The sequence below is a fragment of the Pelagicoccus mobilis genome (assembly GCF_016595505.1).
Classification (GTDB): Bacteria; Verrucomicrobiota; Verrucomicrobiia; order Opitutales; family Opitutaceae; genus Pelagicoccus; species Pelagicoccus mobilis.
In genome coordinates this window covers 48,871-72,581 of sequence record NZ_JAENIL010000036.1, presented here as the reverse complement: position 1 = coordinate 72,581, position 23,711 = coordinate 48,871, and the positions used below count along the sequence as shown (strand labels likewise).

The window sequence follows — 23,711 nt, the reverse complement described above, 5'->3', positions numbered from 1 at the left end:
CAATCAAGACGGTTGGGAATCTAAATTGTTAGTCGAAATGGGAGCAAAGCAAGCGTGCCCTGTCGATTGCCTGTCTATTTTGGGGGAAGACCCGAGGATTGCTCTTGCTGAATGATGGGCAGGGAGTGCTATGTTGTGACTGAGAGCGATTTAAGAAAAATGTTATGTCTTTAAATGTACGAATATTTCCGGCGGGGCCAATCCAGACGAACGCCTTTCTTGTCAGTGATCCTGAACGGGGTGAAGCGGTGTTGATCGACGCGCCTCATGATGTCTGCGAAATGGTTGATACGGCATTGGCTGAAGATGGCTGCGAGTTGAAAGCCTTGCTGCTGACCCATGGGCATTATGACCATATCGGCGATGCGGCGAAGATTTCCGCCCGAGGCGTGCCGCTCTTCGGGCATTTGGACGACAAGGTGTTGTTCGAGTCGCCGGAAGCGATGAGGGCTTTCGTTTATCCTCCTGATCTTGAGCTGACCGGTTTTGAGATCGATCACTGGGTTGAGCAAGACGACAGTATTCAACTTTTGGGGATGGATTGTGAGGTTCGTCATGTTCCGGGGCATTGTCCCGGCAATGTGCTGTTCTACTTCGCTCAGGCGAAAGCGGCCTTTGTGGGGGATGCGCTTTTTGCGGGGGGGATTGGCCGAACGGACCTTGCGGGTGGCAGTTTCTCGCTGCTCGAAAAGTCGATTCGCGAGCAGATCTATACTTTGCCGAAGGATACGGTGGTTCTTCCCGGGCATGGTCCAAACACTTCTGTGGGCGACGAGATTCTCCATAATCCTTTTGTATCCGGCGAATAGGGCATTGCGCGCGCCGGCAAAATACTTTGTAAGGGAGCACTTTAGGCGTATTTGCTGCATATGACTCAGTCGGAAAAAGAGACTTTCATGAGGGTTGCCCTCGACGAAGCCCGAAAGGGCTGGGGGTGTACGCACCCGCAAGCAATGATAGGAGCGGCGTTAGTCGAAGATGGCGAGGTCGTGGTGACTGCTTACAATGACCAGCCTAGCTCCCCTGCCTTGGAAACTCGTTTGTTTGAAGCTCTAGGGCGTAAACCGAAGGAAGGAAGCAGCTTGTTTCTTACCTTGGAGCCCGGGCCCAGCAGCAATCGACTTGAAGCGGGAGTCCGAGCGATCATCGAGTCTGGAGTCGGTTATGTGCTGATTGGAGCGAGCGATCCTGTAGCCGAACATGCGAACAAGGGGGCAGACGCTCTTAAGGAGGGCGGCGTGAAGGTTGAGCGCCGGATTCTGATCGACGAGTGCGAGGATTTGAATTTGATATCCAATTATTGGGTACAAAATCGGTCGCCTATTTTTGCGGCTAAGTCCGCGACAACGCTCGATGGCAAGATCGCTTGCCGTTCGGGGGAGTCGAAGTGGATTACTGGAGCGCCAGCCCGGCAGAACGTCATGAAATGGCGTCGGCTTTTCCCTTCGATTGCGGTAGGGGCTGGGACGTTGGTGGAGGATGATCCCCGCTTGACTAGTCGGATCGAAGGCGAAGAGGAGTGGTGCGGGATGCGTTTCGTATTCGACGGACTGCTTCGAACCGCGATGGAGCGGTATTTGCCCAGTATCTACACGGACGATTTTAGAGACAATACGATCGTAGTGACGACCGATGCGGCCGGGACAGGCTATATTCGTCGTTTGGAGACGGAAGGCGTAAACGTGTGGGTCTTGCCGGTCGAAAACATGAAAGTGCCGTTCCCCGTCTTTCGCAAACGCTGCGCGGATGTGGGGATAACCGGTGTGTACTTCGAAGGCGGAAGTCGGTTGGTTAGCGAGCTTTTGCACACTCGGGAGTTGGACTATCACTTTAACTATCGCGCCCCGATTATGCTTGGGGACGACAAGGCGAAGTCAGTGTACCGCGGTCTGCGTACCGAGAAGCTATCTCAAGCGATTCGTTTGGAAAAGGTTCGCCATGAAGTCTTTGGTGATGACCAGCTGATGCGCGGCTTTGTCAACTACCCAGCCCGTTTGGACGTAGATGAGACTGTTTTTAGCAACGGGTAATCTCCACAAGGTGGAGGAGCTGCAAGCGATGCTGGCGGCTGCGAAACTCGATATCGAGGTGCACACGCCTGCAGTGGTGGGGGGGATGCCCGAGGTCGTAGAGGACCAGGACAGCTTTTCTGGAAATGCGCTGAAGAAGGCGCGTGCTCTTTCCGCGATTTTGCCGGATGACGGTTGGGCGTTGGCGGACGACAGCGGTTTATGCGTGGATGCCTTGGGTGGGGCGCCTGGTGTTTACTCGGCTCGCTATGCGGGCGAGTCTGCGAGTGATTCGGACAATATCGACAAGCTCTTGGCTGCTTTGTCGGAGGTGGTTGAGTCGGATCGAGGCGCTAGCTTCCAGTGTCACCTGGCGATCGTTTCGCCTCATGGTGAGGAGCAGGTCTTTAAAGGGGCTTGTCATGGACGGATTATCGGAGAGCGACGCGGGGAAGGTGGTTTTGGTTATGACCCTGTGTTTATCCCGAATGGGTTCGAACTCAGTTTCGCAGAGTTGAGCAGCGAAGAGAAAGCCGGACTAAGCCACCGTGGCGAGGCGATGGGAAAACTCGTCTCCTGGTTGAAGCGGTGAGTTGAATTAAAGGGTGCTGAACCGGTAGAGAAATCGCCTAGTCGGGCTTTTGGGGAGTAATCCTCATGGTCGGTGTGAGGTTGGTTCCTGATGTTGCGCACATCCTAGGGTTTTTTCAGTAAATTGCCTAAGTTGAGTAGGGTTTGTGACGAATGAGTAACGGCCTCCCCGCATGTACTGAATTTGTGTCGGGGTTTGTGCCCAGCAAACAAACAGGAAAGACCATGACCAAACTCACACTAAAGCAGAAGTTGCTCGGCGGATTTTTAACCGTCGCTGTCACCGGCCTCGTCATCGGGCTGGTTGGCATTTACGGACTCAAAGAATCTCGTAATGCTCTCACGGAAGTTAGAACGGAAGTCTATGAGCGTGGGGCGTTTCTGGTGGAGGCGACGGATCTTGCGCGCTCTTCTCAGGTTAACTTCAAAATTCAGGTGCAGGAGTGGAAGAACACCTTGTTGCGCGGCCACGACAAGGAGCAGTTCGACAAGTATTGGGGCCGCTTCCAGGAGCGTGAAGGAATGGTGCAGGAGAACCTGAAGGACCTTACCCTTTTATTAGCGAAGTATGACGTGCCTGATGATGCGGTGAAAACCGCGGCGAAGTCGCACTTGGGATTAGGGGTCGCCTACCGAGACGGCATCAAGCAGTACGATTCAAGCGACCCGCTCGCTCATCGCGTGGTCGACAAGCTGGTTAAAGGTATCGACCGCGCTCCGACGAAGGAAATAGATGCGATCGTGGATATGGTGCACGCGTTTGAAAGTGAGGCGGCGACGGCGCGTTCGATGGAGTTTGAGGCTGAGGCATCCCATCTGGCCTGGATCACGACTGGTGTGATGCTCTTTGGAGTTTCTTTCGCGATTGGCTTAGGGCTATGGATTGGCGGTTCGCTTTCGAATCAGATTCAACGTATTACCGCATCACTCCGTAGCGGCTCGGAGGTCGTTGACAGCGCATCGAGCGAGGTGTCGCGTTATGGTCAATCGTTAGCCGATTCGACGAACCGTGAAGCGGCTTCGATTCAGCAAGCCAGCGCATCGCTTGAAGTACTTGCGGAAAATACCGGAAAGAACGCGGAGTCAGCTCGATCTGCTACTAACATCGCCAATCAGACGCGTGAAGCTGTTAATCAAGGCAAGAAGCAGATGGATGAGATGGAGGATGCGATGAATGCAATTCGTAACTCCAGCGACGGCATCTCCCAGATTTTGAAGTCGATCGATGAGATCGCGTTCCAAACTAATATCTTGGCGCTAAACGCGGCGGTGGAAGCTGCTCGAGCCGGAGAGGCCGGCTCTGGATTCGCGGTAGTGGCGGACGAAGTTCGAAATCTCGCCCAACGTAGCGCGAAGGCGGCTCAGGAAACGTCGGCTCGTATCGAGGATTCGATTGCCAAGAGCCAGCACGGGGTGGAGTTGAGCTCTCGTGTTTCGCACAGCTTGGAAGGCATTCTCGAGAAGGCGTCCGAGTTGGATGATCTCGTGGCGAATATCGCTCAGTCGGTCGACCAGAATCGCGAAGGCGTTGATCAGGTTAACTCGGCGATTCGTGAAATCGAGAATACTTACCAGTCCAACGCGGCCATCACTCAAGAGAGCGCTGCTTCTGCCCAGGAATTAAGCGAGCAGGCTCTTTCGCTCAATCGTTCCATTGGCGAACTTGCGACGCTTTGCGGCGATCGTGGTGTGAGCGCTATCTCCTCAGGAACGGCAACGGCTTCCTTTTCGAGTATCGCGCAAGTTTCTGAGCCAAGAGCCCCGGCGGAAAATGAGTTCGCCGTCGCGCGTTCCAAAGAACCGGAAGACGCGACCCTCTGGAACTAAGTTAGAGCGTTTATAGAAACTTTCGAGCAAGAGGCTCCGAGTTGTTAAAACTCGGGGCCTCTTTTACTTGGTAGATTTCCTTGGTCTAAGGGTTCCCCATAACCGCTTGCGAATAAATCGCAAAAACCGCTTCTCCGACTGGAAATTCCCCAAATCTGATTAAACTATTTGGCGTAGATCACGATAGTGGTATATACGCAATGAGAGGTTCGGGGTAAGACCCCAATTGCTCTGAGCGATACAGGGTAGCAATTTCCGAATTTGGACTGCGCGGAAACGCGCTAAGGTTCAGGATCAAGGCAACAATAAAGGGATAGCTGGCTTGGAGGGGGGCCTCCGAGCCAGCACTTTTTTTGCCCAGAGATAGGGCAGGAAGCCGAGCTCGACTGGATGGGCATTCCCGGGTGCTGGCGCTACGAATTTGGGTCGTTGTGAGATTCGGGGTTGCGGCTGCAGGTCTCGGCTCGAGAGTAGCGGGGAGATGAGTTTGGCGAAGTTTATTTTGGCGTCACAATCGCCGCGGCGAAAGGAGTTGTTGGAGCGGATCGGAGCTCGCTTCGACATTATGCCGGCGGATGTGGAGGAATTTGAGGAAGGGCATGGTGATCCGGAAGGGATGGTGAGGCATAATTCCTTATTGAAAGCTGGCTGGGTGGCGGACCAGCATCCGGGGCGTTTTGTGTTGGGATCGGATACGACAGTACACCTCGACGGGAGGGTGCTCGTGAAACCGGCTGACCTCGACGATGCTCGTCGCATGATCAAGACATTGGGCGGACGTACCCATATTGTGTATACTGGATTTGCTTTGGTATGTCGGGAGAAGGGCATCGAGGTCGTGGATGGGGCTCGAAGCGAGGTAACGTTTAAGCCTCTCGATGACGCTATTGTGGATGAGTATTTTCAGATCGTGAATCCTCTGGATAAGGCTGGCGCGTATGGGATCCAGGAAGGCAAGGACTTGATCATCGATTCGTTCAAGGGATCGCACTCAAACATCATGGGTTTGCCTTTGGATGAAACAAAGGCTTTGCTGGAGCGTCATAATCTGCTCTGAACTTGTTTTAGATGTCTGTCGTATCGCCACCCCGATCCCGCCAAAGCCCTGCGTCGAAGCCTAAGAAGCGTCGCAAGGGAGCGATGGGCTATACCCGCGAGCAATGGGTGATCGGAGTGGGGGGGACGATCTGTATTCACATTTGGCTTATCCTTTTCTTGATGTTCGGGAAGTTCACGGTCGAGCCGATGGAGACCGTGGACCGCTTCAAGGATTTCAGCATCGAGCTAGAAGCTCCGTTGGAGCCTGAGGAGGAGGAGCAGGTTTACACTCAGACGAATCCGGATGTGCCGGACAATGAACCGGACGATACCAATCGTTTTAGCGCTAGGAACCAGCAGGCTGCGAACGAGGAGAAGCCGGAGGAGCTCGATCCGGAAAACCGTCCGGCGAATGAGAGCGATGACAACATCGAGACGGAGCAAGTGTTGAGTGGCACTTTGTACGAGCCGCTGCCAGCTCTTCCACCTTCTGAATCGCCCAATGAGGAGTCTCAGGAGCCAGAGGAGCAATCAACTCCACCGCAGCCGCCTTCGCCGAATCAACCTTTGCTAGCTGCGGTCGAGGACGGGGGGCAGACTTTGAAAAAGGAAATTCCGCTTTTTGGCTCGCAGGAAGAGGCTGAGGACGAGTCGGGCTTGGCTGAGCATGTGTATGACAAGCTGGAGGAAGCCCCCACGAACATCACTGATTATATTGAGGGAGAGCAGGACGAGGGCGAGACGGAGCAGACGGTGGAGGAGAGCCCTGAGTTGGTAGGCGCGCCGAGGGCGCGTCCTACACTAGAGGCAATCCAGGCGAGAGACGGGGTTCCGACGCCTCGGGCTCGGCCTCAATTGCCGCGTTTACCATCGGGGCCGACCCGTGACTCGCGACTTGGAGTCTCTTCGGTCGGTCGATTGGCAGTCGATGCGAAGGCGAGCAAGTTTGGCGAGTACATGGAGCGTCTGATTGAGACGGTGAAGCTCAACTGGGATGACTTGGTTGAGCGAAGCTCTGCGGAGGAGCGGAAGAGCGTTGTGAAGATAAAGTTTATTCTGAACCAGCATGGGATCGTGGAGGACATCGAGATCTTAGAGGGGACGACTGCTCGGGCTATTGGTATCTACATGTGTCGTGAGGCGATCCAGCGCGGAGTGCCCTTTGGGGCTTGGCCGGAGGGATTGGTTGATATGTTCGGGACCGAAGAGGATATCACCTTCAGTTTTCACTATTATTGATGGGGCGTGGTTTGGGGAACGAGACTGGGCGCGTGGTCCTTTTGCATGGGCTTGCTCGAACGTCTCGCTCGATGCGGCCGATGCAGCGTTTTCTGGAGTCGAGTGGGTTTGATGTATTGAATCTTTCTTACCCTTCGACTCGGTATTCGATCGAAGATCTTGCTAGCCGATTGGCGAAACGGATTTGCGAGGAGTCGGCAAAGGGCGGACCCTTGCACTTTGTGACCCATTCGATGGGAGGGATCGTGCTGCGTCAGTTGAGACGATCGAATGCGGATTTTAGGATTGGCCGCTGCGTCATGCTGAGTCCGCCCAACAAGGGTAGCCAGGTGGTCGACTGTCTCGGGAGATGGAAGTTGTTTCGCTGGGTGAACGGGCCGGCAGGGCAGCAACTCGTTACAGGACCCTCTGGGTTGCCGGAACGATTGGGGGCAGTGGACTATGAGTGCGGAGTCCTAACAGGTACTCGGAGCGTGAACTGGATTCTATCGCTTATGTTGCCGGGGCCGAACGACGGGAAAGTCGCCGTGTCGCATGCAGGGGTGGAGGGGATGGCTTCTTTTAAGACAGTTCGGGCTACCCACCCGTTTATCATGCGAAATCGCGAGGCTATGGCGAACACGCTGGCGTTTTTGAGAACGGGAACTTTTCTGGACGGTACGTTATGAGGGAGGCCTTCGAAATATCGGAAGTGGATTTCAATGAAAGGATCGCGGACATCCGTTCGGTGCGATTCACGGTTTTTGTGGACGAGCAAAAGGTCCCGGCTGAGATCGAGATGGATGAATGGGACGATCGTTCTCGCCATGTGTTGGCGGTAGCAGGGGGAATGGCGATTGGGACGGGGCGTCTTTTGCCGGATGGCCACATTGGGAGAGTTGCGGTTCTACGAGAGTGGCGTGGCAAGAAGGTGGGCGTCGCATTGATGGAGACATTGATCGAGATGGGGAAGCTCGGGGGAATGCCTGAGCTTGTCTTGTCAGCTCAAACGCAAGCGGTCGGATTTTATGAGAACTTGGGCTTTGTGGCTCATGGGGAGACTTACGAAGAAGCAGGCATAGAGCATATCGAGATGCGACTGAAGGTCGTGTTTTAGGCGGTATGGCGCTGTGGGAATAGCCGCTTTGTCGGGTATTTCATTCTCTTGTTACCGAACTGTTATGAACAGTTGGCATCGCCCCTGCTATTGGAAGCTCGAAGAACGTAATTGCTCACAATTGAGCATCCCCCTGAGAGCTGATAATAGTATGAAGATTGAAATCCCGAGAGATTGCGAGCGCCTTGGCGCGGTACAGATTTATGGACTCCAAAAGGTCTACGAACTCGATAGTGGAGGTTACTCCGGGCAACATGAAACTTCGCATACAGACGTTATCCGAAGCATTCCGTCCGAGGCATTGTACGAGCGCCAGAAAAACATGGCGATCGTGGTGCCGGTAAAGAACGAGCGGTTGAAGTTGATTGAAGGGGTGCTGGTAGGAATACCGCACCCTTGTCAGATTATAGTCGTATCCAATAGTCCACGCGGGCCGGTAGATCGTTTCCATATCGAAAAGGAAGCGATCACTAACTTTTGTAAGTTCACCAACAAAAAGGTGCTAGTGGTGCACCAGAAGGATGCGGCGATCGCGAAGGCGATCGAGCTGGCTGGATACGGCGAGCTGCTGGGGGACGATGGTCTTGTGCGTTCCGGAAAGGCGGAAGGTATGATCATGGGTACGCTGTTGGCCCGGTGGTTGGATAATAAATACATCGGTTTTGTAGACAGCGATAACTACTTCCCGGGGGCTGTTCACGAATACGTGCAGGAGTACGCAGCGGGTTTCGAGATGTTCGATACGGATAGTACCTTTGTTCGGATTTCGTGGAACTCTAAGCCTAAGGTGATGGAGAATGCTCTCTTCTTCGCAAAATGGGGGCGGAGTTCTGTACACTCTAATCGTACTCTTAACTTACTCTTGTCGCACTTTAGCGGATACGAAACGGAGGTCGTGAAAACGGGTAATGCGGGCGAGCACGCTCTGACTGTCGATCTTGCTTTGAATATCGAATACGCCGCTGGGTATGCGGTAGAGACGCATCACTACGTGAATATTCTAGAAAGTTGGGGTGGCATAATGGAGCCGAAGGAGGGAGTGAATCCGCGCGAGAAGGTTACTATCTGCCAGCTGGAGTCGCGTAATCCTCATCTTCACGAATCGAAAGGCGAGGAGCATGTCGAGGACATGATCGATGCGTCCTTGTCGGTGATCTATAATTCTCCGCTATGTCCGGAGCTTCTGAAGCGAGAGATCGCTGAAGAGCGCGCCATGCGAATGAAGTTGGACCAGCCTGAGGGCGTTGCTCCCGTAAAGGTGTATAGCAATTTGAGTAATCTCAACTTGGATACTTTCTTGGAGCATTGCGAAGCTGCCTTTGACAGCGAAACCGAAGCTCTTTCATTGGTTTAACCAGTCCGTCACTCCCTACTCAGGTACCCCAACTCATGGAATCTAGAAAAACTGCAATTTTCACAGACTTGGACGGAACGTTGATTGATTTCAACGACTACTCCAGCGAACTTGCTCGCCCTTATGTGCAACGCTTAATCGAACTTGGCCATCTCGTGGTGTTCTGCTCATCGAAGACTTTCGGCGAGCAGAGGGTCCTGCAGCAGGAGCTGGGGATCGAAATGCCCTGCATCGTGGAGAACGGAAGCGCGATTGTCGCGCCTCCGGGCTTTTGGGATGAATCGATCGCTCCCATGCGGATCGTGGATGGCTGGCAACGGGTGGAGCTCGGCAAGCCCGCTGCAGAGATCAGGCAAAGGCTAAATCGGGTGGAATCCAAGTTTGGCGAATCCTTGCGTGGATTTAGCACGATGATGACGGAGGACGTGGCGAGCATCACCGGGCTCGACATTATATCTGCACGGAGAGCTCAGGAGCGTGAGTATAGCGAAACTCTTTCTGCTAAGCTTCCCGAGGACGTTTGGGAAAGCCTCGACTCTGCGTTTGAATACGAAGGCTTGAAGGCTCTGCCTGGAGGTCGTTTCAGAACTGTTATCGACAGTTCGGCGGATAAGGGGGCGGCCATTCGCGTCTTTGGCGAACTGTGGAGAGCTCAATCGAGTGATACGCTTATTTCATTCGGATTGGGCGATAGCGAGAACGACCAGGAGCTCCTGGAGAACGTAGATTGGCCTCATCTCGTTAAGCGTCCCAACGGTTCGTGGGCCGGACTATCGGGACGTCGGATCGAGAAGGTCAATGGAGTTGGCCCTAAAGGCTGGGTGAAAGTTGCCCAGCAGTTGATTGGCGAAGAACAGCCAGTTTAGTCAGTACTTGGTCAGCTGAGTGTCGATGCCGCAGGGGCAATCGGAGTCCATTGTACGTCCTTGCAGTGCTGGTGTGCTCTTTCCTGCCAAGTAGCCAAGGTCGTAGAGCTTGACGGCTTCGTAGGCGGCTTTCACTAGATTTCCGGCTTGATCCGGACGTTCTCCTTTGATGCGGGCGGCTGCGTTGTCGAAGAGCGATTTCGCTACGCTGCTCGTAAACTCGCTTCCTTTTTCTCCACGGGAAACACCGAAGGGATCCTTGAAGCTGTCTGCGAGCGTTTCGACTGCGCTTGAATACGTGTATTCGTTATTCTGGCACGAGGTGAGGACGCTTTCCGTATTAGGTATGCGGAGCAAGTCACCTGCAAAGCCTTGTGCGTTATTCGAGTCGATAATGAAGTTGAGGTGACAGGTTTTGAGACCGTCGAGAATCGTTGCTAGATCTTCTGGATAGAACTTCTTCTCAGGTTTGCGAGAGCGGTCGGTACCTGTGTAGGCGAATGGGAGGTCGAGGCTTACGGATTCACGGTAGCCTGACTTTTCTATCGTCGTTTCGCCGGTGATGTAGACGACAAGCTCTTCGCAGCAATCATTGAAGTCTACGTGGATGTTAATGAAGTTCATCAATTGACGGATCCCGCCGCCACGTGGGCTCGATAAATCCAAATAGGGGCGCCGTTCGCCGGTGGCAGGATCGTGTACGAAATCTTGCACGTGGTAGCCGTTCGCGGTGAGGGCCTGCGTCATGAGCTCGAGGTTGTCCACCGTCTCGACACTTGTATCCAGGTCTTCGATATTGTGGATAAGCAGAGCGTAGGCACGTTTCTCGTTTTTGCATTGGTCAGCCATCATGCGAGGCGGCCAGTTTGTCGCCTGATCTGCTAGGATATCTTCTGCGTCCTTCGCGGGAAGGCGGTCGAGCCAGCTTTTGTTGTAGAATACGTTTTCATCGCCCAAGAGCTCGGAAGTGTTTCCCCAGGCCGGTTCGTAATTCACGGTTGGGACGTGCTTTCGAGGCAGGATACTGATTTTGGGTTCCTCGTAAGTGAGGAAGGCGTGCGCGACTGGGTGGCGGAAGTAGGCGCCGGGCTCGTAATCAATGAATGCGAACCATTCGTACTCGGAACTGTGATGGACCGAGTCCCCGACCAGTTCGCCCACGGTATCGTTCTTGTTTAAAAGATCCGTGTAGAGCGTGGCACGTGCCCGGGGGCGCGAATCCCAATCTATTCCTTTTGCGAAGCGAGCCTTCGCGTCTTCCACGGTGCGCACTTCGTAAACTACGGGTTCCGCCGTTTTAGGGGTCGGTTCTTGTCTTTGGTCGCTACAGGCCGAGAGGGCAAGAGCCGCCACGGAAAACAGCATGGTTTCGACTGCTCGTTTTGCTTTCATGGCTACTTTTGAAAAGTAGCTAACTTTGGGGAATAAGTAAAGTAGAAAGGCTAATAAGAAGGCCGCCTAATATTAGGCGGCCTAGCGGGTGAAGTCTGTGCCTGCTGGAACGGTTGCGACGGAGCGCAACCCTCCTTGCTGCTACTTTTGGCGGTTCAGTTCCTTGAAACCGATGTCGCGACGAAGGTACTTGGACTTGAAGTCGATCTTGTCGCAGAGCGCGTAAGCTTTGTCTGCGGCTGTTTTTAGATCTGCGCCTAAAGCGGTGACGCCGAGGACGCGTCCTCCGTTGGTGGTGACGTTCTTCTCGGCATCGTACTTTGTGCCTGCGTGGAAAACGACTTCGTTTTCGCCGGCCGATTCTGGGAAAGTGATGACTTCACCTTTCGGGTAGGAGCCAGGGTAGCCGTCGGAAGCGAGAACGACGACCATCGCGTAGTCGTCTTTCACCTTCACTTCGAGCTGGTCGAGTTCGCTCTTGGCGGCGGCGAGCATGATTTCGACTGGGTCGGTTTCGAGGCGAGTGAGGAGAACTTGCGTTTCCGGATCGCCAAAGCGTGTGTTGAACTCGAGAACCTTTGGTCCGGACTTGGTGATCATGAGGCCGATGAAGAGGGTTCCTCGGAAATCGATACCCTCGGCTGCGATTCCTTCCACAGATGGCTTTACGATTTCGTTTTCGATCTGAGCCATGAGTTCATCGCTGATCAGATCGGCTGGGGAGTAGGCGCCCATGCCTCCGGTGTTTGGACCGACGTCGCCTTCGTAGGCTTGCTTGTGGTCCTGGGAGGTTGGGAGGACGACGTAGTCTTTTCCGGATACAATGACGTGGATGGAGGTTTCTTCTCCGAAGAGGCACTCTTCGATGAGGACTTCCTTGGAGGCTTCTCCGAAGGCTCCGCCGTCGATCATGTCCTTCACTGTCTTGGTGGCTTCATCGAGGTCCTGGGCGATGATTACGCCTTTTCCGGCTGCCAGTCCGTCGGCCTTGAGCACGATTGGCATGGAGGCGGTTTGCAGGTACTCGATGGCCGCAGCGGATTCGGTGAAGCTGGCGGCGGCGCCGGTTGGGATATTGTTTTTGAGAAGGACTTCCTTGGTGAAGTTCTTTGAACCTTCGAGACGAGCTCCGTCGGCTTTGGGCCCGTAGGCGAGGATGCCTTTGGCTTGGAGCTGGTCAACGAGTCCGAGGGTGAGGGGGACTTCTGGTCCGACGATCACGAAGTCGGCCTTCTGTTCCTCGGCGAGGGTGACGAGCCCTTCGATGTTGTCGGCTGCCACGTCGAAACACTCGCAGTCTTGAGCGATGCCTGGATTGCCTGGGGCGGCGATGACGCGTCCGACGAGCGGGCTATTTACGCAGGCGGTGGCGAGGGTGTGCTCGCGTCCGCCGGATCCTACGACAAGGGCAGTGAGAGGAGTGTTTTCAGACATGGCTCAGGGAGTTTGGGAACCCTGAGGGGAAGTCAATTTTATTGGGGAAATGTTGAGCGGTTCACTACAGAATTTGCAGGCTCTTGCGGTAGAACTGGATGATTTCGTCGGGGTTGCCTGAGAAGAGGAGTTGCTCCTTCATCCAGGCTGGCATGCGTCCGTCGGCTACGAGTTGTTGGAACTGGTTTTCGAGATTGGACCAGAACTCGTCGTGGTAGAAGACGTACGGGACGCGGGGGCGGATCCCGAGCTTCATGTTGCAGAGCTCGATGCCGATTTCCTCCATGGTGCCGGCTCCGCCGAGATTGAAGATGCAGAAGTCGGCTACTTGGAACCATTTCTGGCGGTTGTGGCGGTTGGTTTCCTGGAAGGTGTTGAAGAAGTTGACGCCGACTTTGGGCGGTTGGGCTTCGAGCTCGAGGAAAGCGGCTCCGGTGAGGCAGCCGCGTTTGCGGGCGACATCGTTGGCAAGGCCCATTACGCCTTCCCCGCCGCCGGTTAGAATGCCGACGTTGTTTCCAAAGAAGTCGGTCATGCGAACGACAAGCTCGCTGATTTTTCGCTCTTCTTCTGCGTCCATTTCGAGGGCGGATCCGTAGAAGGCGAGGATGGTGCAAGCGAGGAAGCGGTCGACTTCCTCTTCGCGGATGAAGTAGCCGTGGTCGTGCTTGTAGGTGTGCACGTAGAGGTCGTTCATTTGGGGCACCAGCCAGTACACGTTGATACCGAGCTGGTGATAGGTCTCCAGCTGGCCGTGAGCCTCGTTGCTGAGGAAGAACTCCTGCATGGGCGTGGCTTTGCGGAAGACGAGATTCTGGATCTTGAGGCGCTTGATGCTGGCGAGGATTTCGATGTGCTCAGTGAGGCTGGGGAAGAAGTCGAGCACGAGGGTGTTCGCTTCCTGGTCGCCTTTGCGAAGAGCCTGGTTGACGGTGCGGTATCCGAAATGGCCGTTGTTCGCGACGCGCAGGATCTCGTCTTTGATCGAGTTTTCGGCTCGAATGAGGATGCTTTGGTTTTCGGTTTTGGCGCTTTGGCCTCGGAGGGAAATCTCGGTGGTGGGGCGAAGGCGGTCGAAGTGTTGCTTGGGTTTGTTGTCCAGCTGGCGGTAGATCTTGTCGAGATTCGAGAAGAAGACCATGCGGTGGTCGCGTTTTTCGGCGACGAGCTCTTTGTCGTATTTTGGGGCGCGGTAGACTTCGATGGATACGACGGGATTTATGACTGGCTGGTCGCTCCGGTTGTAAATCTCGAGGATGATTCCGGTTCCGAATGTCTTGATGGGGTCGAGCAGTACGGCTCCGGAGTGGAGGCCGAAGTTGCCATCGCCTCGGTTGAGCACGACGTAGTGCTCTTTTAGGTACATCGAGCAGCTGGTTAGGATTCCGGACTGGGGCTCGATGGAGACGACGTCGAGATCTTCACGGATTTGGACTTTGTCGAGGAAAGTGCGAGGGAGGAGACCTTTGACGAGTCGTAGGTGATCGAGTTCGGTAACGCCCTTGGGGAGGGTGTATTGAACCTTGTGAGGAGTGAGGAAAACACGTCCGAAGCGGTCGATAGAAGTCGTATTTGGCAGTTTGATACGGTTGTCCTGCAGGGCTTGCCAAATTTCGTCGGAATTTAGTTTCTGGGATTCGGGTGCATAGAAAACTCGCCCGGCGGCTGTTCCCGGCTGGAGGAGTCGCTCGGCGTAGGGGGCGCAAGGGAAGTCGAGATCGTAGACGAAGGCTTCTCCGCTGAGGATGAGCCGGTCGCGGTTAAGGCGAGGGGGGCGCGGGGCGTAGATCTCGATGCCGACACGGGCTAGCGAGCTGCGTTCGCTAAATTGGATCTTGTCGAGCCGGTCGGCGACGAATGCGACTTCTTCGGGGTTCCTGAGCTTGTAGGTTATGGTTAGGTCGATGGTGGCGGAATCGGAGCGCGGCTTTAGGGAGGTGATGAGGCCGTCGTCGCTAATCCAAAAGGAATCTTCGTTCATAAGGTCGCAGTTGGTCTTGCTTGGGATTTTGAAGGTTTACAATAGAAGGTAAATCGGTAGGACTGGCAAGCGTTGCCCTCGCTTTCTGTAGCGATTGGGTGGTGTTAACCGATTGATGCCTAATATTTTATGAGAAAGATTCTAGCGATTTCCTCCTTTTTTGCAGCTGCGTTGCCGAGTTTTGGGCAATTGGCGGATCTGATTCCCTTGCCTGAGGAGATGGAGCAAGAGGAACCGACTTACACTGACGAGGAGTTGTTGCGTTCATGGGGTTGGTTGCTGGCGGAGCGTTTTAATTTGAGAGATCTCGAGCTCGATCCGCAGGAGATCGACTGGATTTCAGCGGGAATGATGAGTCACGTCGACGGAGAGCAGGCTCCGACTGACCTGAGGGAATCCCAGTTTGCGTTGCAAGAGTACTTCTCGAAGCGCGAGGTTACGATTCAGGCGCGCCAGCTCGAGGAGAATACACGTGCGGGCGAGGAGTTTTTTGATTCGCTTTTTGGAACGCCGGGCATGCTTTCGCTGGCGACAGGACTGTTTTACCAGATCAAGGAGCCAGGCAGTGAAGTGCGTCCTACGGAGACGGATACGGTCTTGGTGCGCTACGAAGGTCGCTTCCTCGACAATACGGTTTTTGATTCAACGGAAGACAAGGGGCCGATCACCTTCAAGCTGAGCGAGGTGATTCCCGCTTGGACGCAAGGGATTCCGCTGATTGGCGAGGGAGGTAAGATCAAGCTGTATGTTCCTTCTCGTCTTGGCTACGGAGATGACCCTCGTCCGGGAATTCCGCCAGCATCTACCCTGATCTTCGAAGTAGAGCTTCTCAAGGTGCTCTCTGACGAAGAGGCCAAGGCTGCGGCTGCTGAAGCGGCAGCTCAGATGCAGCAACTGCAGCAACAGCAAGGGCTCCAGTAGGACTGGGCAAAAAGTCCGAGCAGCCGTGAGACTCGCTCTGGTTACTGAGACGTTTCCGCCCGAGGTAAATGGCGTATCCATGACTTTGGGACGTCTTTGTCATGGGCTGGCAGAGCGTGGTTGGGAGCTGCAAGTTACCCGGCCTGTGCAGGAGCACGAGGAGGTGGATGCTGTGGCCGAGTCGCAGCCATTTGAGGAGTTCGTGGTGGCAGGGGTTCCGATCCCCGGTTATTCGAGCTTGAGAATGGGGGAACCGGCGGGCTTCAGCTTGCACCGCATGTGGAAGGAGCGCAGCCCAGATGTGGTGCATATCGCCACAGAGGGACCCTTGGGAGTGGCTGCGTTGATCGCGGCAAGGCTTTTGAAGATCCCTGTTGCTTCGACTTTTCACACTAACTTCGACCAGTACAGCGACCACTACAGTGTGGGATTTGTGCAAAGGGGAATGTCGGCCTACCTGCGGATGGTGCACAATTTCTGTGATTGCACGCTGGCTCCTACGCGGCAGATGGCCGATGGCTTGGCTGCGGAGGGGTATCGTAACACTGGAGTTTTGTCTCGTGGCGTGGATACGAATCTGTTTTGCCCAGGTAAGCGGGACGAGGAGTTGAGGTGTTCGTGGGAGATTCCCGAAGGTGGGCGGGCGATCGTGTACGTGGGCCGAATTGCGAAGGAGAAGAACATAGATCTGGTGATGCGTGCCTATCGGGCTATTTTAGCTGTGAATCCGAGTGATCGTATGGTTCTCGTTGGAGGCGGTCCGGAGATGGCTCGCTTGAAGCGGAAGTATCCGGATGTGATATACGCGGGAATGCGGAAAGGGGAGGATCTCGCTCGGCATTACGCTTCGGGGGATTTGTTTCTATTCGCTAGCGTTACCGAAACGTTTGGCAATGTCGTGACGGAAGCGATGGCTTCGGGATTGGCTGTTTGTACCTATGATTATGCAGCTGGCCGATCTTATGTGGAGAGTGGCCAGAACGGTCAGCTCGCTCGGTTTGGCGACGAAGAGGATTTCGTCGAGCAAGCGAAGGCGTTGCGTAGACTAGACGACGGTCGGTTTGAGAAGCTGCGGCGTGATGCTCGGTTGACCGCGGAAGGCATTAGTTGGGATGCGGTTGTGGACAGTTTTCAGGTTTCCTTGCGTGCTCTCGTAAAATGAGAAAGCGGATCGGAGGTTGCTTTTTTTTGATTCATGCATCTTGAGGTGTATCTCAGAACACCATGGAACTCGCCTTCATCGTTAATCCCATCTCCGGCAAGCGTTTAAAAGGAAACGAACGCGTTGCCCGAGTAAAAGCGTTCGTCTCGGAGCGAAAGCTGGATGCGGTTGTTTGGGAAACTGAGCGGGGCGGGCATGCTCCGGAACTGGCGACGAAAGCGTTAGAGCAGGGTGCGAGGCGAATTGTGGCTGTCGGAGGAGACGGTACGATCAACGAAGTCGGTCGAGTCGTGGTGGGTACCGATTGCGAGTTTGGGCTCGTTCCGATGGGATCGGGCAACGGCTTGGCTCGCCATATCGGACTTCCGCTAGGATTTGATGACGCATTGAAATTGGCTGCTTCCGGCTCTGCGATCAAAGTGGATACGGGCGAAGCGGACGGGCATCCATTCTTTAACGTGATGGGTATCGGGTTCGATGCTGAGGTGGGCCGCAGGTTCAATGAGACGAAGGGGCGTGGCCTGATCAATTACATGCGGGAGGGGTGGAAGGCGTTTCGAGCTTATAAGTCGCTGAAGTGCGACATCGAAACGCCGGACGGGTCTAGAACTTTAAGCGCTTACATCGTGGCGGTCGCTAATTCGTCGCAGTACGGAAGCAATGCGTTTATCGCTCCCGATGCTTCGATGACGGATGGGAAGTTGAATCTCGTCGCGATCGCTCAGCCGCATTTGCTCAGTTTCGTGATTCTTATTTGGCGGATGTTCAGCAAGAAGCTCTATCATAGTCCGCGTGTGACTCCGATTTGCGCGGACAGCTTTACGCTCAACATGGAGGCTGGAGGTATCTTTCATGTTGATGGGGAGATTTTCCAGTGCGGTGAAACGCTCACTGTAAAAGCGCGCCCGAAATCGCTCCGTATCGTGGCGATGTCCTGCTGATAGGCATTATATGGGGGGCACCACGTATAGGGGCCGAAAATGAGATATATCGGGGAAAAATACCCTGAAAACCCATTGTGAATAACTTGGGAGCAACTGCCCGAGAGGCATGAGCAAGGGCGCGATAGGGGAGGATGGGAATGTAAAACGGTCTCGAGTTGTTCGCAAAGGCCTTCGTTTTTAATTGAAACGAAATTGAAGCATAGAGAGGGCGACTTTTCCGACCGTCACAGGAGTGTCATCCAGTCGTTGTTTGGTTTCAAATTTGAAACAATGGATAGCTTCGTCGTGGCCCTTATTGGAGACGGATGTAAGTCGTTGGAGTAGAGATGGAAAGGGGCAATCGTGAGTCGAGCTGTTATCGCTAATTTGAAAGAGTGAGTTGGATTGTGACAAAATCCTGCCCACAAGGATTTCCCCTAGATGTGGGAGATGTAACGTTCGCGGCGCAATGGGCCAAATTAGCAAGTTTCAGCCAGTGATTTTCGGGAAATGCGAATGCAGGGTGTTCTCCCTATTTTTTGGTAAAATCTGGTGATTGTTCCTGATCGATGGAACAAGTTGTGAAAAAGATTGGGAGTTAACCCCGTTGTCACAATTCAGGGAATCTCTTTACTGTGCGGACTTGCTACGGCGATAGCTGGGTTTTTAGCTGCTCCAAGATATGAAAATCGCGATTGTGGGGTCAGGAGCCATAGGGCTCTACTACGGAGCTCTTCTGCAACGAAACGGGCATGAGGTGGCGTTTTTGATGAGGAGCGACTTGGAGGTTGCTAAACGCGATGGCGTTCGGGTCATTCGTACAGACGACGAGTTTACGCTCGATCGGGTCGCGGCTTTTGGCGATTCCGAGGAAATAGGGGTGAGCGATCTGGTGATCGTCTCGATCAAAGCGACTGCGAATCAAAGCCTGCCTAAGATGCTTGACCCACTGGTAGATGAAACAACCCAGTTGCTCACGCTTCAAAATGGTCTAGGCAATGACCAGTTCTTGAAAGCGAGATTTCCGAACAACAAGGTTTTTGGAGGCCTTTGTTTCGTTTGTTTGAATCGGATCGCCCCGGCGGTGGTGAAGAATTTCATGAAGGGCTCGGTCAGCATCGGGCCGAGTGATGGGGCGGATGCGAGTGAGGCTGAAACGCTTGTCTCGGTTTTTTCTGAAGCTGGAGTAAAAGCTAGGTTCGAGCCTGACTTGCTGGGGATCCAATGGAAGAAGCTGGTTTGGAATGTCCCTTTCAACGGGCTAGCGATAGCGGCCGGAGGCGTTTGTACCGACGTCATTGTGGAATCGCCCGAGCTTTGCTCTGAAGCGAAGGCGCTGATGGAGGAAATCATGGCGGCAGCGAACCAGTTTGGATACACCTTTCGTGATGGATTCGCTGATTATCAGATCGAGATCACGCAGCCGATGGGGCCGTATCGCCCTTCGAGTATGATCGATTTTGTGGAAGGGCGGCCCGTAGAGGTCGAGGCGATTTGGGGCGAGCCGCTTCGACAGGCCAAGGCTGCAGGCGTGGCGATGCCGAAGCTTGAGATGCTGTACGCTCTTTTGAAGCGGATTTGCAAATAGTCCGCAGAGGCGGCCATCGATTACGATGGCCGTTCGCAGATTTACAGAGGCTTGTCGTGCTTAAGAAGTTCGCGGATCTCTGGGATGTCGCGAATGACTTGTGACGGCATTGGGCCGACTCCGACGTATCGGAGATTTGGAAGTTCTTCCGGCCAGTCTTCACCGTGGTAGGCGGAATCGAGAAGAGCTCGCATCATGCCGGCGACGTAGGCTTTTGCTTCGGCGGGGAGTTCGCCGAAGCTGCGACACTTGGAGATGTCTTGAGTCCAGCCTGCATACTCTTGGTAGATCGGCTTGAGGGTCTTGCGGAAGGCTTCGCTGCGAGGCACGCGGTAGTAGCGTTTTCCTTCGGTATCCTCGTAGGCGATACAAATCTTGAGGTTGCCGTTCCAATCTCCCGAGTGGGTGAGGGCGTCGATCTTATTGATCATCAGATCGTCAAAACCGCCGTAGCGGAGCGTGTCGCCCTTTTCTACTGCGTCGTACCAGCCGACCATTCGTTGGCGACCTGTGGAGACACCGAACTCCAAGCGGCGAAGCAAGACGAAGAGCGGGTGCTCGGGATCTTCTTCGGTGATGAAAACGTGGGTACCAACCTTGGTGTCGTAGGCCTTGGCGACGCCGAACACGTGCAGGGGCTGGACGGGTTGGCAAGCGGAACTGAAGAATTCGGGAGCGTAAGTGTGTGATGCGGAGACGTTGGGCGAGAATCCTTGGCGTTTGTCGAGCCAGTAGGCCTGGCCGTATTCGCCGATCACATACCGGTCTGCGGTTTGCGCTCCGCGGACGACTTCGCGAACATCGACGATCTTGTCGGCCAGTTTCTGGGCGGCGTCCCAGTAGATTTCGACGATCTTGTCGGTGTTGAGGGTGAAAGGCTGTTCGCCCTTAAAGATAGTGAAATCGAACTCGCTGGTTTCGAAGAGACCTAGCTTGAGGGCCTCCTCGTTGGCGCGTCCTTCAGCGTCGGTGAGTGTGTCGAAGAAGCCGTTCCATGCGTCCTCGGTCACTTGGCATACGTGCTGGATGACGCGGCAGGCGCGATCGGCGCGTTGAGCGACTTTCTTCGCGTAGAGGTCTTGGTCTGCGAGGAAGTCGGAGTAGGTGATTTGGAATTGGCCGACTTCGTCGAGGTAGGCGGGAGTGATGCCGCGTCCGGTGCTGCCGCGTGGTTCCTCGTTGATGACGTTGACTCGATACCATTCCCAAGCGAGGTCGAGGAGGCGGTGGATAACGTCTGACACCATGCAACGCTCGTCGATGGCGAGGCGTTCGGTGACACGATAGCCTTTGTGGTCTACGGGCACGAGTTCCCAGAGGAATTTGCGTGGGTCGGCTACGACGCCCGCTCCGATTGCAAGAGTGGCGACCGATTGATCGACAACGCCGGCTGGGAGGAGGTTCAGCTTCAGGCCGCCAGCGGTATGGCCAGAGTTGGCGCCTCCGTTTACTTTGAGGACGACTTGGACGGGATTTTCCACGCCTGTCTTTTCGCGGAGTTCTTCGACGACTTCGGAGATGAGGCGACCTTTGCCTTCGTCTCCCATGCTGATGCCGCAGTCGGCGATGAATTTGCTTTTGTACTCTGTAAGGGCCATGTCTCTATCTGCTTTGGCGGTTAGGACCAAAGCCGCGAGAAAATGAAGAGGATCCGGCCTGAGATCCAGCAAAACTTGTCCCCAATTTCCCAAAAAAAGCCCGCCCCGGTTGGGGGCGGACTTGGAAACTGGGAATCTCGCTAAGAGATTAGAAGCTTGTTGTGAACGTTACGCCGCCCCAGAGGTTACCGTCCTCGTGCGGGTAGAGGCCAATGTCGTTGTTGCTGTAACGAACGCCGAAGGCTGCGTCTGTGCTTTCGCTGATGGAGTACACGTAGTCCGCTGTCGCAGAGTAGTAGATGTAGTCTGCATCGAGGATGTCGTTGTCGATGTCGACGTAACCGAACGCAGCTCCGAGATCGACGCTTGAACGGCTGTCAACTTCGATGGAGTGGCCGATCGCTCCTTCTACAGTGATGGCTTCGATGTCGAAGTCGTAGAAGAAGTAGAGGCTTGGCGCGAGTTGTACGTCGGCTGTGAGTCCGATGAAGGCTTCAACAGTGTCGTCACCATCCGCATCTGGGTAGTGGTAGAGGGTACCACCGAAATCGAGCGAGTAAGTGTCGTCGAGAGCTACTCCGTAACCTGCGTAGAAATCGAACTCGCTGGTGTCGCTGTAGTCGCTGTTGAACGCTTCATGTGCCCAGACGCCGAAGTATGCGTCTGCGTATGAACCTTCGATGCCGCCTTGGATGCTTTCGTCGGCGATCTTGACGCCGCGGAAAACGTACTCGGACTCTACTCCGTAGGTTGCTTCCCAAGAGAGTTCTTGGGCGTTGATGTTGCTTGCAGACACGAAGCCTGCGGCTGCCGCTAGGATAGCGATAGTCTTATTTTTCATTTTCTGATCTGTATTGTAGTTTGATTTGATACGAGCTCCGGAGAGCCCGCGTCTTAGTTTCGTAAACATACGTCTAAGTTCCGTATTTTTTACGAAGCGGGGCGAAACATGCGATTGATCAGAGCTTTGAAAAGTAAAAAAAGACCTCGGTTTGCAATTAGTCTTCCTTTGCTAGAGCAGCTCCCTCTGTGAAGGGAGCTAATAGTAATTACGCTTTACTTTTTAAGCATACGTTCGAGAGACCACCTGCCGGGGGTGTAGAATGGGAGCATCATGCAAACGCCGAGCAGGCAGAGGTTTTTGACGAAATTGCTACGCTGCAGGGTTTCCCAAAGCCATTGATCTCGGGGGTCTGCGACAGGGGATGCTATCCCTTGAAGGGCCGGGGCGTGGACAACGGCGCTTACTAGCACCAGAAAGGAGCCGAGGAGGATGGCTGCTAGCTTTAAGCGATAGCCGACGGCGATCATGCTCCCGCCTGTGAAGAGGATGATACCACAGAAAATGGATACAAATCTGGGACCGGGCATCCACTCAGGCATGAGTTTCTGTATCAGCTCGTCGCTGAGAAGGTGTTCTCCCCCGAGCCCGATGAAGATCAAGCTGAAGAGCAGGCGAAAAACCAGGTCGGCAAAATCTCGGCTCATGATTTGTCCTGTGGTTTGCCCGGGCCCCACTTGGATACGCCGGGCAGTGTTTTGTAGAGAAGCCTGTGGTAGACGAAGCGAGGCAAGACTCGTCGGATAAAATAGAAGAGGCTGGCGTCTGGCGTTCCTGCGGCGCGAAGCTTGGGGCGTTTCTGGCGGCTCAGTTTGAAGATGCGTCGCGCTACGTCCTTCGATGTGCAGGGGGTACGTTGCATGATGCCCTCAACGAAGGTCTTCATGTTCTCGTAGTGGGAATCGTACTCGGGCGAACTCTCGCCGGCCGCTTTGCGTCGAGAGTATTGAACCTTGGTGAATGCGAGAGAGTTGATGAAGCCGGGACGCACGAGGCTGACGTGTATGCCCCATGGCTTAAGTTCGTACCAAAGGGACTCGCTAGCCCCTTCGAGCGCGAATTTGGAGGCGGAGTAGGAGGCCATAGTTGGCATCGCCATCATGCCGCCAACTGAGGAGATGTTTATGATGCGTCCGTAGCGCTTGCGACGCATTTCCGGCAGGCAGGTGCGGATGAGATGCATCGGGCCCAAGTAGTTGACCTGGAGTTGTCGCTGCTCGTCCTCGTCCGTCATGTCTTCGACAGTAGAGCGATAGGAGATGCCGGCATTGTTGATGAGAATGTCGACCGAGCCGATGCTTTGCTCTGTTTCCCGAACCAAGCGGGTGGTGGCTTCGTAATCCGCTATGTCAAGGCCTCTGGCTGTGATGCGTTGGCTTTGAGCAGCTGGGCTCGATTCGAGCTCCGCGAGAGAGTTTGGCAAGGCCGTGGCGATGATGCGGTATCCTTTCCGATCGAAGCGCTGGATGAGCTCATAGCCGATGCCTGAACTACAGCCAGTAATGAGGACGACTTGATAGGTGGGATTCACGGTGTGGCTCGTTTTCGAAACCCTAAAGCGGGAGTGTCTTGTTTCGATCTGTTGCTATTAAAATTCAACTGCTAGACTTGACAGAATGTCATGTTGTTTTGGATACGGTTGAACTACTTCGGTTTGCACTGCGTTAACTAGGTATTTCCAGAGCTCGATGGGTAAAAACTGAGGAAGATTGGAGCCTTGAATTAAGGGAGTCCACGAGGTCCTGTAAAAGACATGCTAGAGGTTTGTAAGTTAGTTATCAATCGGGTTGGAGACGTTGATAATAAGGGCGTTTAGGCGATCTTATGGATAGTAGAAATCGACTGCATTAT

General features: G+C 54.3%; 21 protein-coding genes. 14 read left to right on the top strand and 7 right to left on the bottom strand.

Annotation, left to right across the window (positions count from 1 at the left end; translation table 11 throughout):
• Positions 1-164: 164 nt before the first annotated feature.
• The 10 genes from JIN87_RS18470 to JIN87_RS18425 all read left to right on the top strand — a co-directional run bounded on the left by JIN87_RS18470 (position 165) and on the right by JIN87_RS18425 (position 10,020).
• Positions 165-809 (top strand): MBL fold metallo-hydrolase, encoded by a 645-nt coding sequence (locus tag JIN87_RS18470; protein ID WP_200357086.1) that lies wholly within the window; start codon positions 165-167, stop codon positions 807-809.
• A gap of 60 nt (positions 810-869) precedes the next feature.
• Entirely contained in the window at positions 870-2,030 is a 1,161-nt protein-coding gene (gene ribD, locus JIN87_RS18465; protein WP_200357085.1) for a bifunctional diaminohydroxyphosphoribosylaminopyrimidine deaminase/5-amino-6-(5-phosphoribosylamino)uracil reductase RibD, read from the top strand.
• Positions 2,005-2,601: an RdgB/HAM1 family non-canonical purine NTP pyrophosphatase gene (rdgB, locus tag JIN87_RS18460; RefSeq protein ID WP_200357084.1), complete on the top strand. Its 597-nt coding sequence runs from the start codon at positions 2,005-2,007 to the stop codon at positions 2,599-2,601. The genes ribD and rdgB overlap by 26 nt, the downstream gene beginning before the upstream one ends.
• A 152-nt stretch (positions 2,602-2,753) precedes the next feature.
• Positions 2,754-4,427: a methyl-accepting chemotaxis protein gene (locus tag JIN87_RS18455; protein WP_425606470.1), complete on the top strand. Its 1,674-nt coding sequence runs from the start codon at positions 2,754-2,756 to the stop codon at positions 4,425-4,427.
• A 481-nt stretch (positions 4,428-4,908) separates the two neighbouring features.
• Positions 4,909-5,484, top strand: coding sequence for a Maf family protein (locus JIN87_RS18450; protein WP_200357082.1), 576 nt, complete (start codon positions 4,909-4,911; stop codon positions 5,482-5,484).
• Between the two features lie 11 nt (positions 5,485-5,495).
• The gene (locus JIN87_RS18445) at positions 5,496-6,704 is read left to right on the top strand and encodes a hypothetical protein (RefSeq protein WP_200357081.1); all 1,209 of its coding nucleotides are present in this window, start codon (positions 5,496-5,498) and stop codon (positions 6,702-6,704) included.
• A complete protein-coding gene (locus JIN87_RS18440; protein ID WP_267909417.1) occupies positions 6,704-7,372 on the top strand; it encodes an esterase/lipase family protein in 669 nt (222 codons plus the stop codon). Before JIN87_RS18445 ends, JIN87_RS18440 begins: the two co-directional genes overlap by 1 nt.
• Complete coding sequence (locus JIN87_RS18435) at positions 7,369-7,800, top strand: GNAT family N-acetyltransferase (protein ID WP_200357079.1); 432 nt, start codon at positions 7,369-7,371, stop codon at positions 7,798-7,800. The genes JIN87_RS18440 and JIN87_RS18435 overlap by 4 nt, the downstream gene beginning before the upstream one ends.
• 151 nt (positions 7,801-7,951) lie before the next feature.
• The gene (gene mpgS, locus JIN87_RS18430) at positions 7,952-9,154 is read left to right on the top strand and encodes a mannosyl-3-phosphoglycerate synthase (RefSeq protein ID WP_200357078.1); all 1,203 of its coding nucleotides are present in this window, start codon (positions 7,952-7,954) and stop codon (positions 9,152-9,154) included.
• A gap of 35 nt (positions 9,155-9,189) precedes the next feature.
• On the top strand, positions 9,190-10,020 hold the full coding sequence (locus JIN87_RS18425) for an HAD-IIB family hydrolase (protein WP_200357077.1): 831 nt from the start codon (positions 9,190-9,192) through the stop codon (positions 10,018-10,020).
• On the opposite strand, the gene JIN87_RS18420 is transcribed toward JIN87_RS18425, so the two are convergent.
• The 3 genes from JIN87_RS18420 to JIN87_RS18410 form a co-directional block, all read right to left on the bottom strand.
• Entirely contained in the window at positions 10,021-11,412 is a 1,392-nt protein-coding gene (locus tag JIN87_RS18420) for a hypothetical protein (RefSeq protein ID WP_200357076.1), read from the bottom strand.
• A 141-nt stretch (positions 11,413-11,553) separates the two neighbouring features.
• The gene (gene purD / locus JIN87_RS18415; protein WP_200357075.1) at positions 11,554-12,846 is read right to left on the bottom strand and encodes a phosphoribosylamine--glycine ligase; all 1,293 of its coding nucleotides are present in this window, start codon (positions 12,844-12,846) and stop codon (positions 11,554-11,556) included.
• 64 nt (positions 12,847-12,910) lie between these two features.
• Complete coding sequence (locus JIN87_RS18410) at positions 12,911-14,827, bottom strand: LOG family protein (RefSeq protein WP_200357074.1); 1,917 nt, start codon at positions 14,825-14,827, stop codon at positions 12,911-12,913.
• A 129-nt stretch (positions 14,828-14,956) separates the two neighbouring features.
• Here JIN87_RS18410 and JIN87_RS18405 point away from each other — a divergent pair, with 129 nt between their 5' ends.
• From JIN87_RS18405 to JIN87_RS18390, 4 genes are all read left to right on the top strand, one after another.
• The gene (locus JIN87_RS18405) at positions 14,957-15,748 is read left to right on the top strand and encodes an FKBP-type peptidyl-prolyl cis-trans isomerase (RefSeq protein ID WP_200357073.1); all 792 of its coding nucleotides are present in this window, start codon (positions 14,957-14,959) and stop codon (positions 15,746-15,748) included.
• Positions 15,749-15,773: 25 nt separating this feature from the next.
• Positions 15,774-16,910 (top strand): glycosyltransferase family 4 protein, encoded by a 1,137-nt coding sequence (locus JIN87_RS18400; RefSeq protein ID WP_200357072.1) that lies wholly within the window; start codon positions 15,774-15,776, stop codon positions 16,908-16,910.
• Positions 16,911-16,972: 62 nt separating this feature from the next.
• Positions 16,973-17,851, top strand: a complete 879-nt coding sequence (locus JIN87_RS18395) for a diacylglycerol/lipid kinase family protein (RefSeq protein ID WP_200357071.1) — start codon at positions 16,973-16,975, stop codon at positions 17,849-17,851.
• Positions 17,852-18,515: 664 nt separating this feature from the next.
• On the top strand, positions 18,516-19,421 hold the full coding sequence (locus tag JIN87_RS18390) for a 2-dehydropantoate 2-reductase (protein WP_200357070.1): 906 nt from the start codon (positions 18,516-18,518) through the stop codon (positions 19,419-19,421).
• Between the two features lie 41 nt (positions 19,422-19,462).
• On the opposite strand, the gene JIN87_RS18385 is transcribed toward JIN87_RS18390, so the two are convergent.
• The 4 genes from JIN87_RS18385 to JIN87_RS18370 form a co-directional block, all read right to left on the bottom strand.
• On the bottom strand, positions 19,463-21,019 hold the full coding sequence (locus JIN87_RS18385) for an adenylosuccinate synthetase (RefSeq protein ID WP_200357069.1): 1,557 nt from the start codon (positions 21,017-21,019) through the stop codon (positions 19,463-19,465).
• A 148-nt stretch (positions 21,020-21,167) separates the two neighbouring features.
• Positions 21,168-21,860: a TorF family putative porin gene (locus JIN87_RS18380; protein ID WP_200357068.1), complete on the bottom strand. Its 693-nt coding sequence runs from the start codon at positions 21,858-21,860 to the stop codon at positions 21,168-21,170.
• A gap of 215 nt (positions 21,861-22,075) precedes the next feature.
• Positions 22,076-22,507, bottom strand: coding sequence for a DoxX family protein (locus JIN87_RS18375; RefSeq protein ID WP_200357067.1), 432 nt, complete (start codon positions 22,505-22,507; stop codon positions 22,076-22,078).
• Positions 22,504-23,391 carry an SDR family oxidoreductase gene (locus JIN87_RS18370; RefSeq protein WP_200357066.1) on the bottom strand — a complete coding sequence of 296 codons (888 nt, stop codon included), beginning with the start codon at positions 23,389-23,391 and terminating at the stop codon, positions 22,504-22,506. Before JIN87_RS18370 ends, JIN87_RS18375 begins: the two co-directional genes overlap by 4 nt.
• Positions 23,392-23,711 lie beyond the last annotated feature (320 nt).

What these genes read in the sequence shown, in the direction of transcription:
- JIN87_RS18450 (WP_200357082.1), top strand. Translation starts at nt 4,909, where the DNA reads ATGAGTTTGGCGAAGTTTATTTTGGCGTCACAATCGCCGCGGCGAAAG.
- JIN87_RS18445 (WP_200357081.1), top strand. Translation starts at nt 5,496, where the DNA reads ATGTCTGTCGTATCGCCACCCCGATCCCGCCAAAGCCCTGCGTCGAAG.
- JIN87_RS18410 (WP_200357074.1), bottom strand. Translation starts at nt 14,827, where the DNA reads ATGAACGAAGATTCCTTTTGGATTAGCGACGACGGCCTCATCACCTCC.
- JIN87_RS18455 (WP_425606470.1), top strand. Translation starts at nt 2,754, where the DNA reads ATGAGTAACGGCCTCCCCGCATGTACTGAATTTGTGTCGGGGTTTGTG.
- JIN87_RS18470 (WP_200357086.1), top strand. Translation starts at nt 165, where the DNA reads ATGTCTTTAAATGTACGAATATTTCCGGCGGGGCCAATCCAGACGAAC.
- JIN87_RS18380 (WP_200357068.1), bottom strand. Translation starts at nt 21,860, where the DNA reads ATGAAAAATAAGACTATCGCTATCCTAGCGGCAGCCGCAGGCTTCGTG.
- JIN87_RS18385 (WP_200357069.1), bottom strand. Translation starts at nt 21,019, where the DNA reads ATGGCCCTTACAGAGTACAAAAGCAAATTCATCGCCGACTGCGGCATC.
- purD (WP_200357075.1), bottom strand. Translation starts at nt 12,846, where the DNA reads ATGTCTGAAAACACTCCTCTCACTGCCCTTGTCGTAGGATCCGGCGGA.
- mpgS (WP_200357078.1), top strand. Translation starts at nt 7,952, where the DNA reads ATGAAGATTGAAATCCCGAGAGATTGCGAGCGCCTTGGCGCGGTACAG.
- JIN87_RS18395 (WP_200357071.1), top strand. Translation starts at nt 16,973, where the DNA reads ATGGAACTCGCCTTCATCGTTAATCCCATCTCCGGCAAGCGTTTAAAA.
- JIN87_RS18425 (WP_200357077.1), top strand. Translation starts at nt 9,190, where the DNA reads ATGGAATCTAGAAAAACTGCAATTTTCACAGACTTGGACGGAACGTTG.
- JIN87_RS18390 (WP_200357070.1), top strand. Translation starts at nt 18,516, where the DNA reads ATGAAAATCGCGATTGTGGGGTCAGGAGCCATAGGGCTCTACTACGGA.
- ribD (WP_200357085.1), top strand. Translation starts at nt 870, where the DNA reads ATGACTCAGTCGGAAAAAGAGACTTTCATGAGGGTTGCCCTCGACGAA.
- JIN87_RS18405 (WP_200357073.1), top strand. Translation starts at nt 14,957, where the DNA reads ATGAGAAAGATTCTAGCGATTTCCTCCTTTTTTGCAGCTGCGTTGCCG.
- JIN87_RS18435 (WP_200357079.1), top strand. Translation starts at nt 7,369, where the DNA reads ATGAGGGAGGCCTTCGAAATATCGGAAGTGGATTTCAATGAAAGGATC.
- JIN87_RS18375 (WP_200357067.1), bottom strand. Translation starts at nt 22,507, where the DNA reads ATGAGCCGAGATTTTGCCGACCTGGTTTTTCGCCTGCTCTTCAGCTTG.
- JIN87_RS18420 (WP_200357076.1), bottom strand. Translation starts at nt 11,412, where the DNA reads ATGAAAGCAAAACGAGCAGTCGAAACCATGCTGTTTTCCGTGGCGGCT.
- JIN87_RS18440 (WP_267909417.1), top strand. Translation starts at nt 6,704, where the DNA reads ATGGGGCGTGGTTTGGGGAACGAGACTGGGCGCGTGGTCCTTTTGCAT.
- rdgB (WP_200357084.1), top strand. Translation starts at nt 2,005, where the DNA reads ATGAGACTGTTTTTAGCAACGGGTAATCTCCACAAGGTGGAGGAGCTG.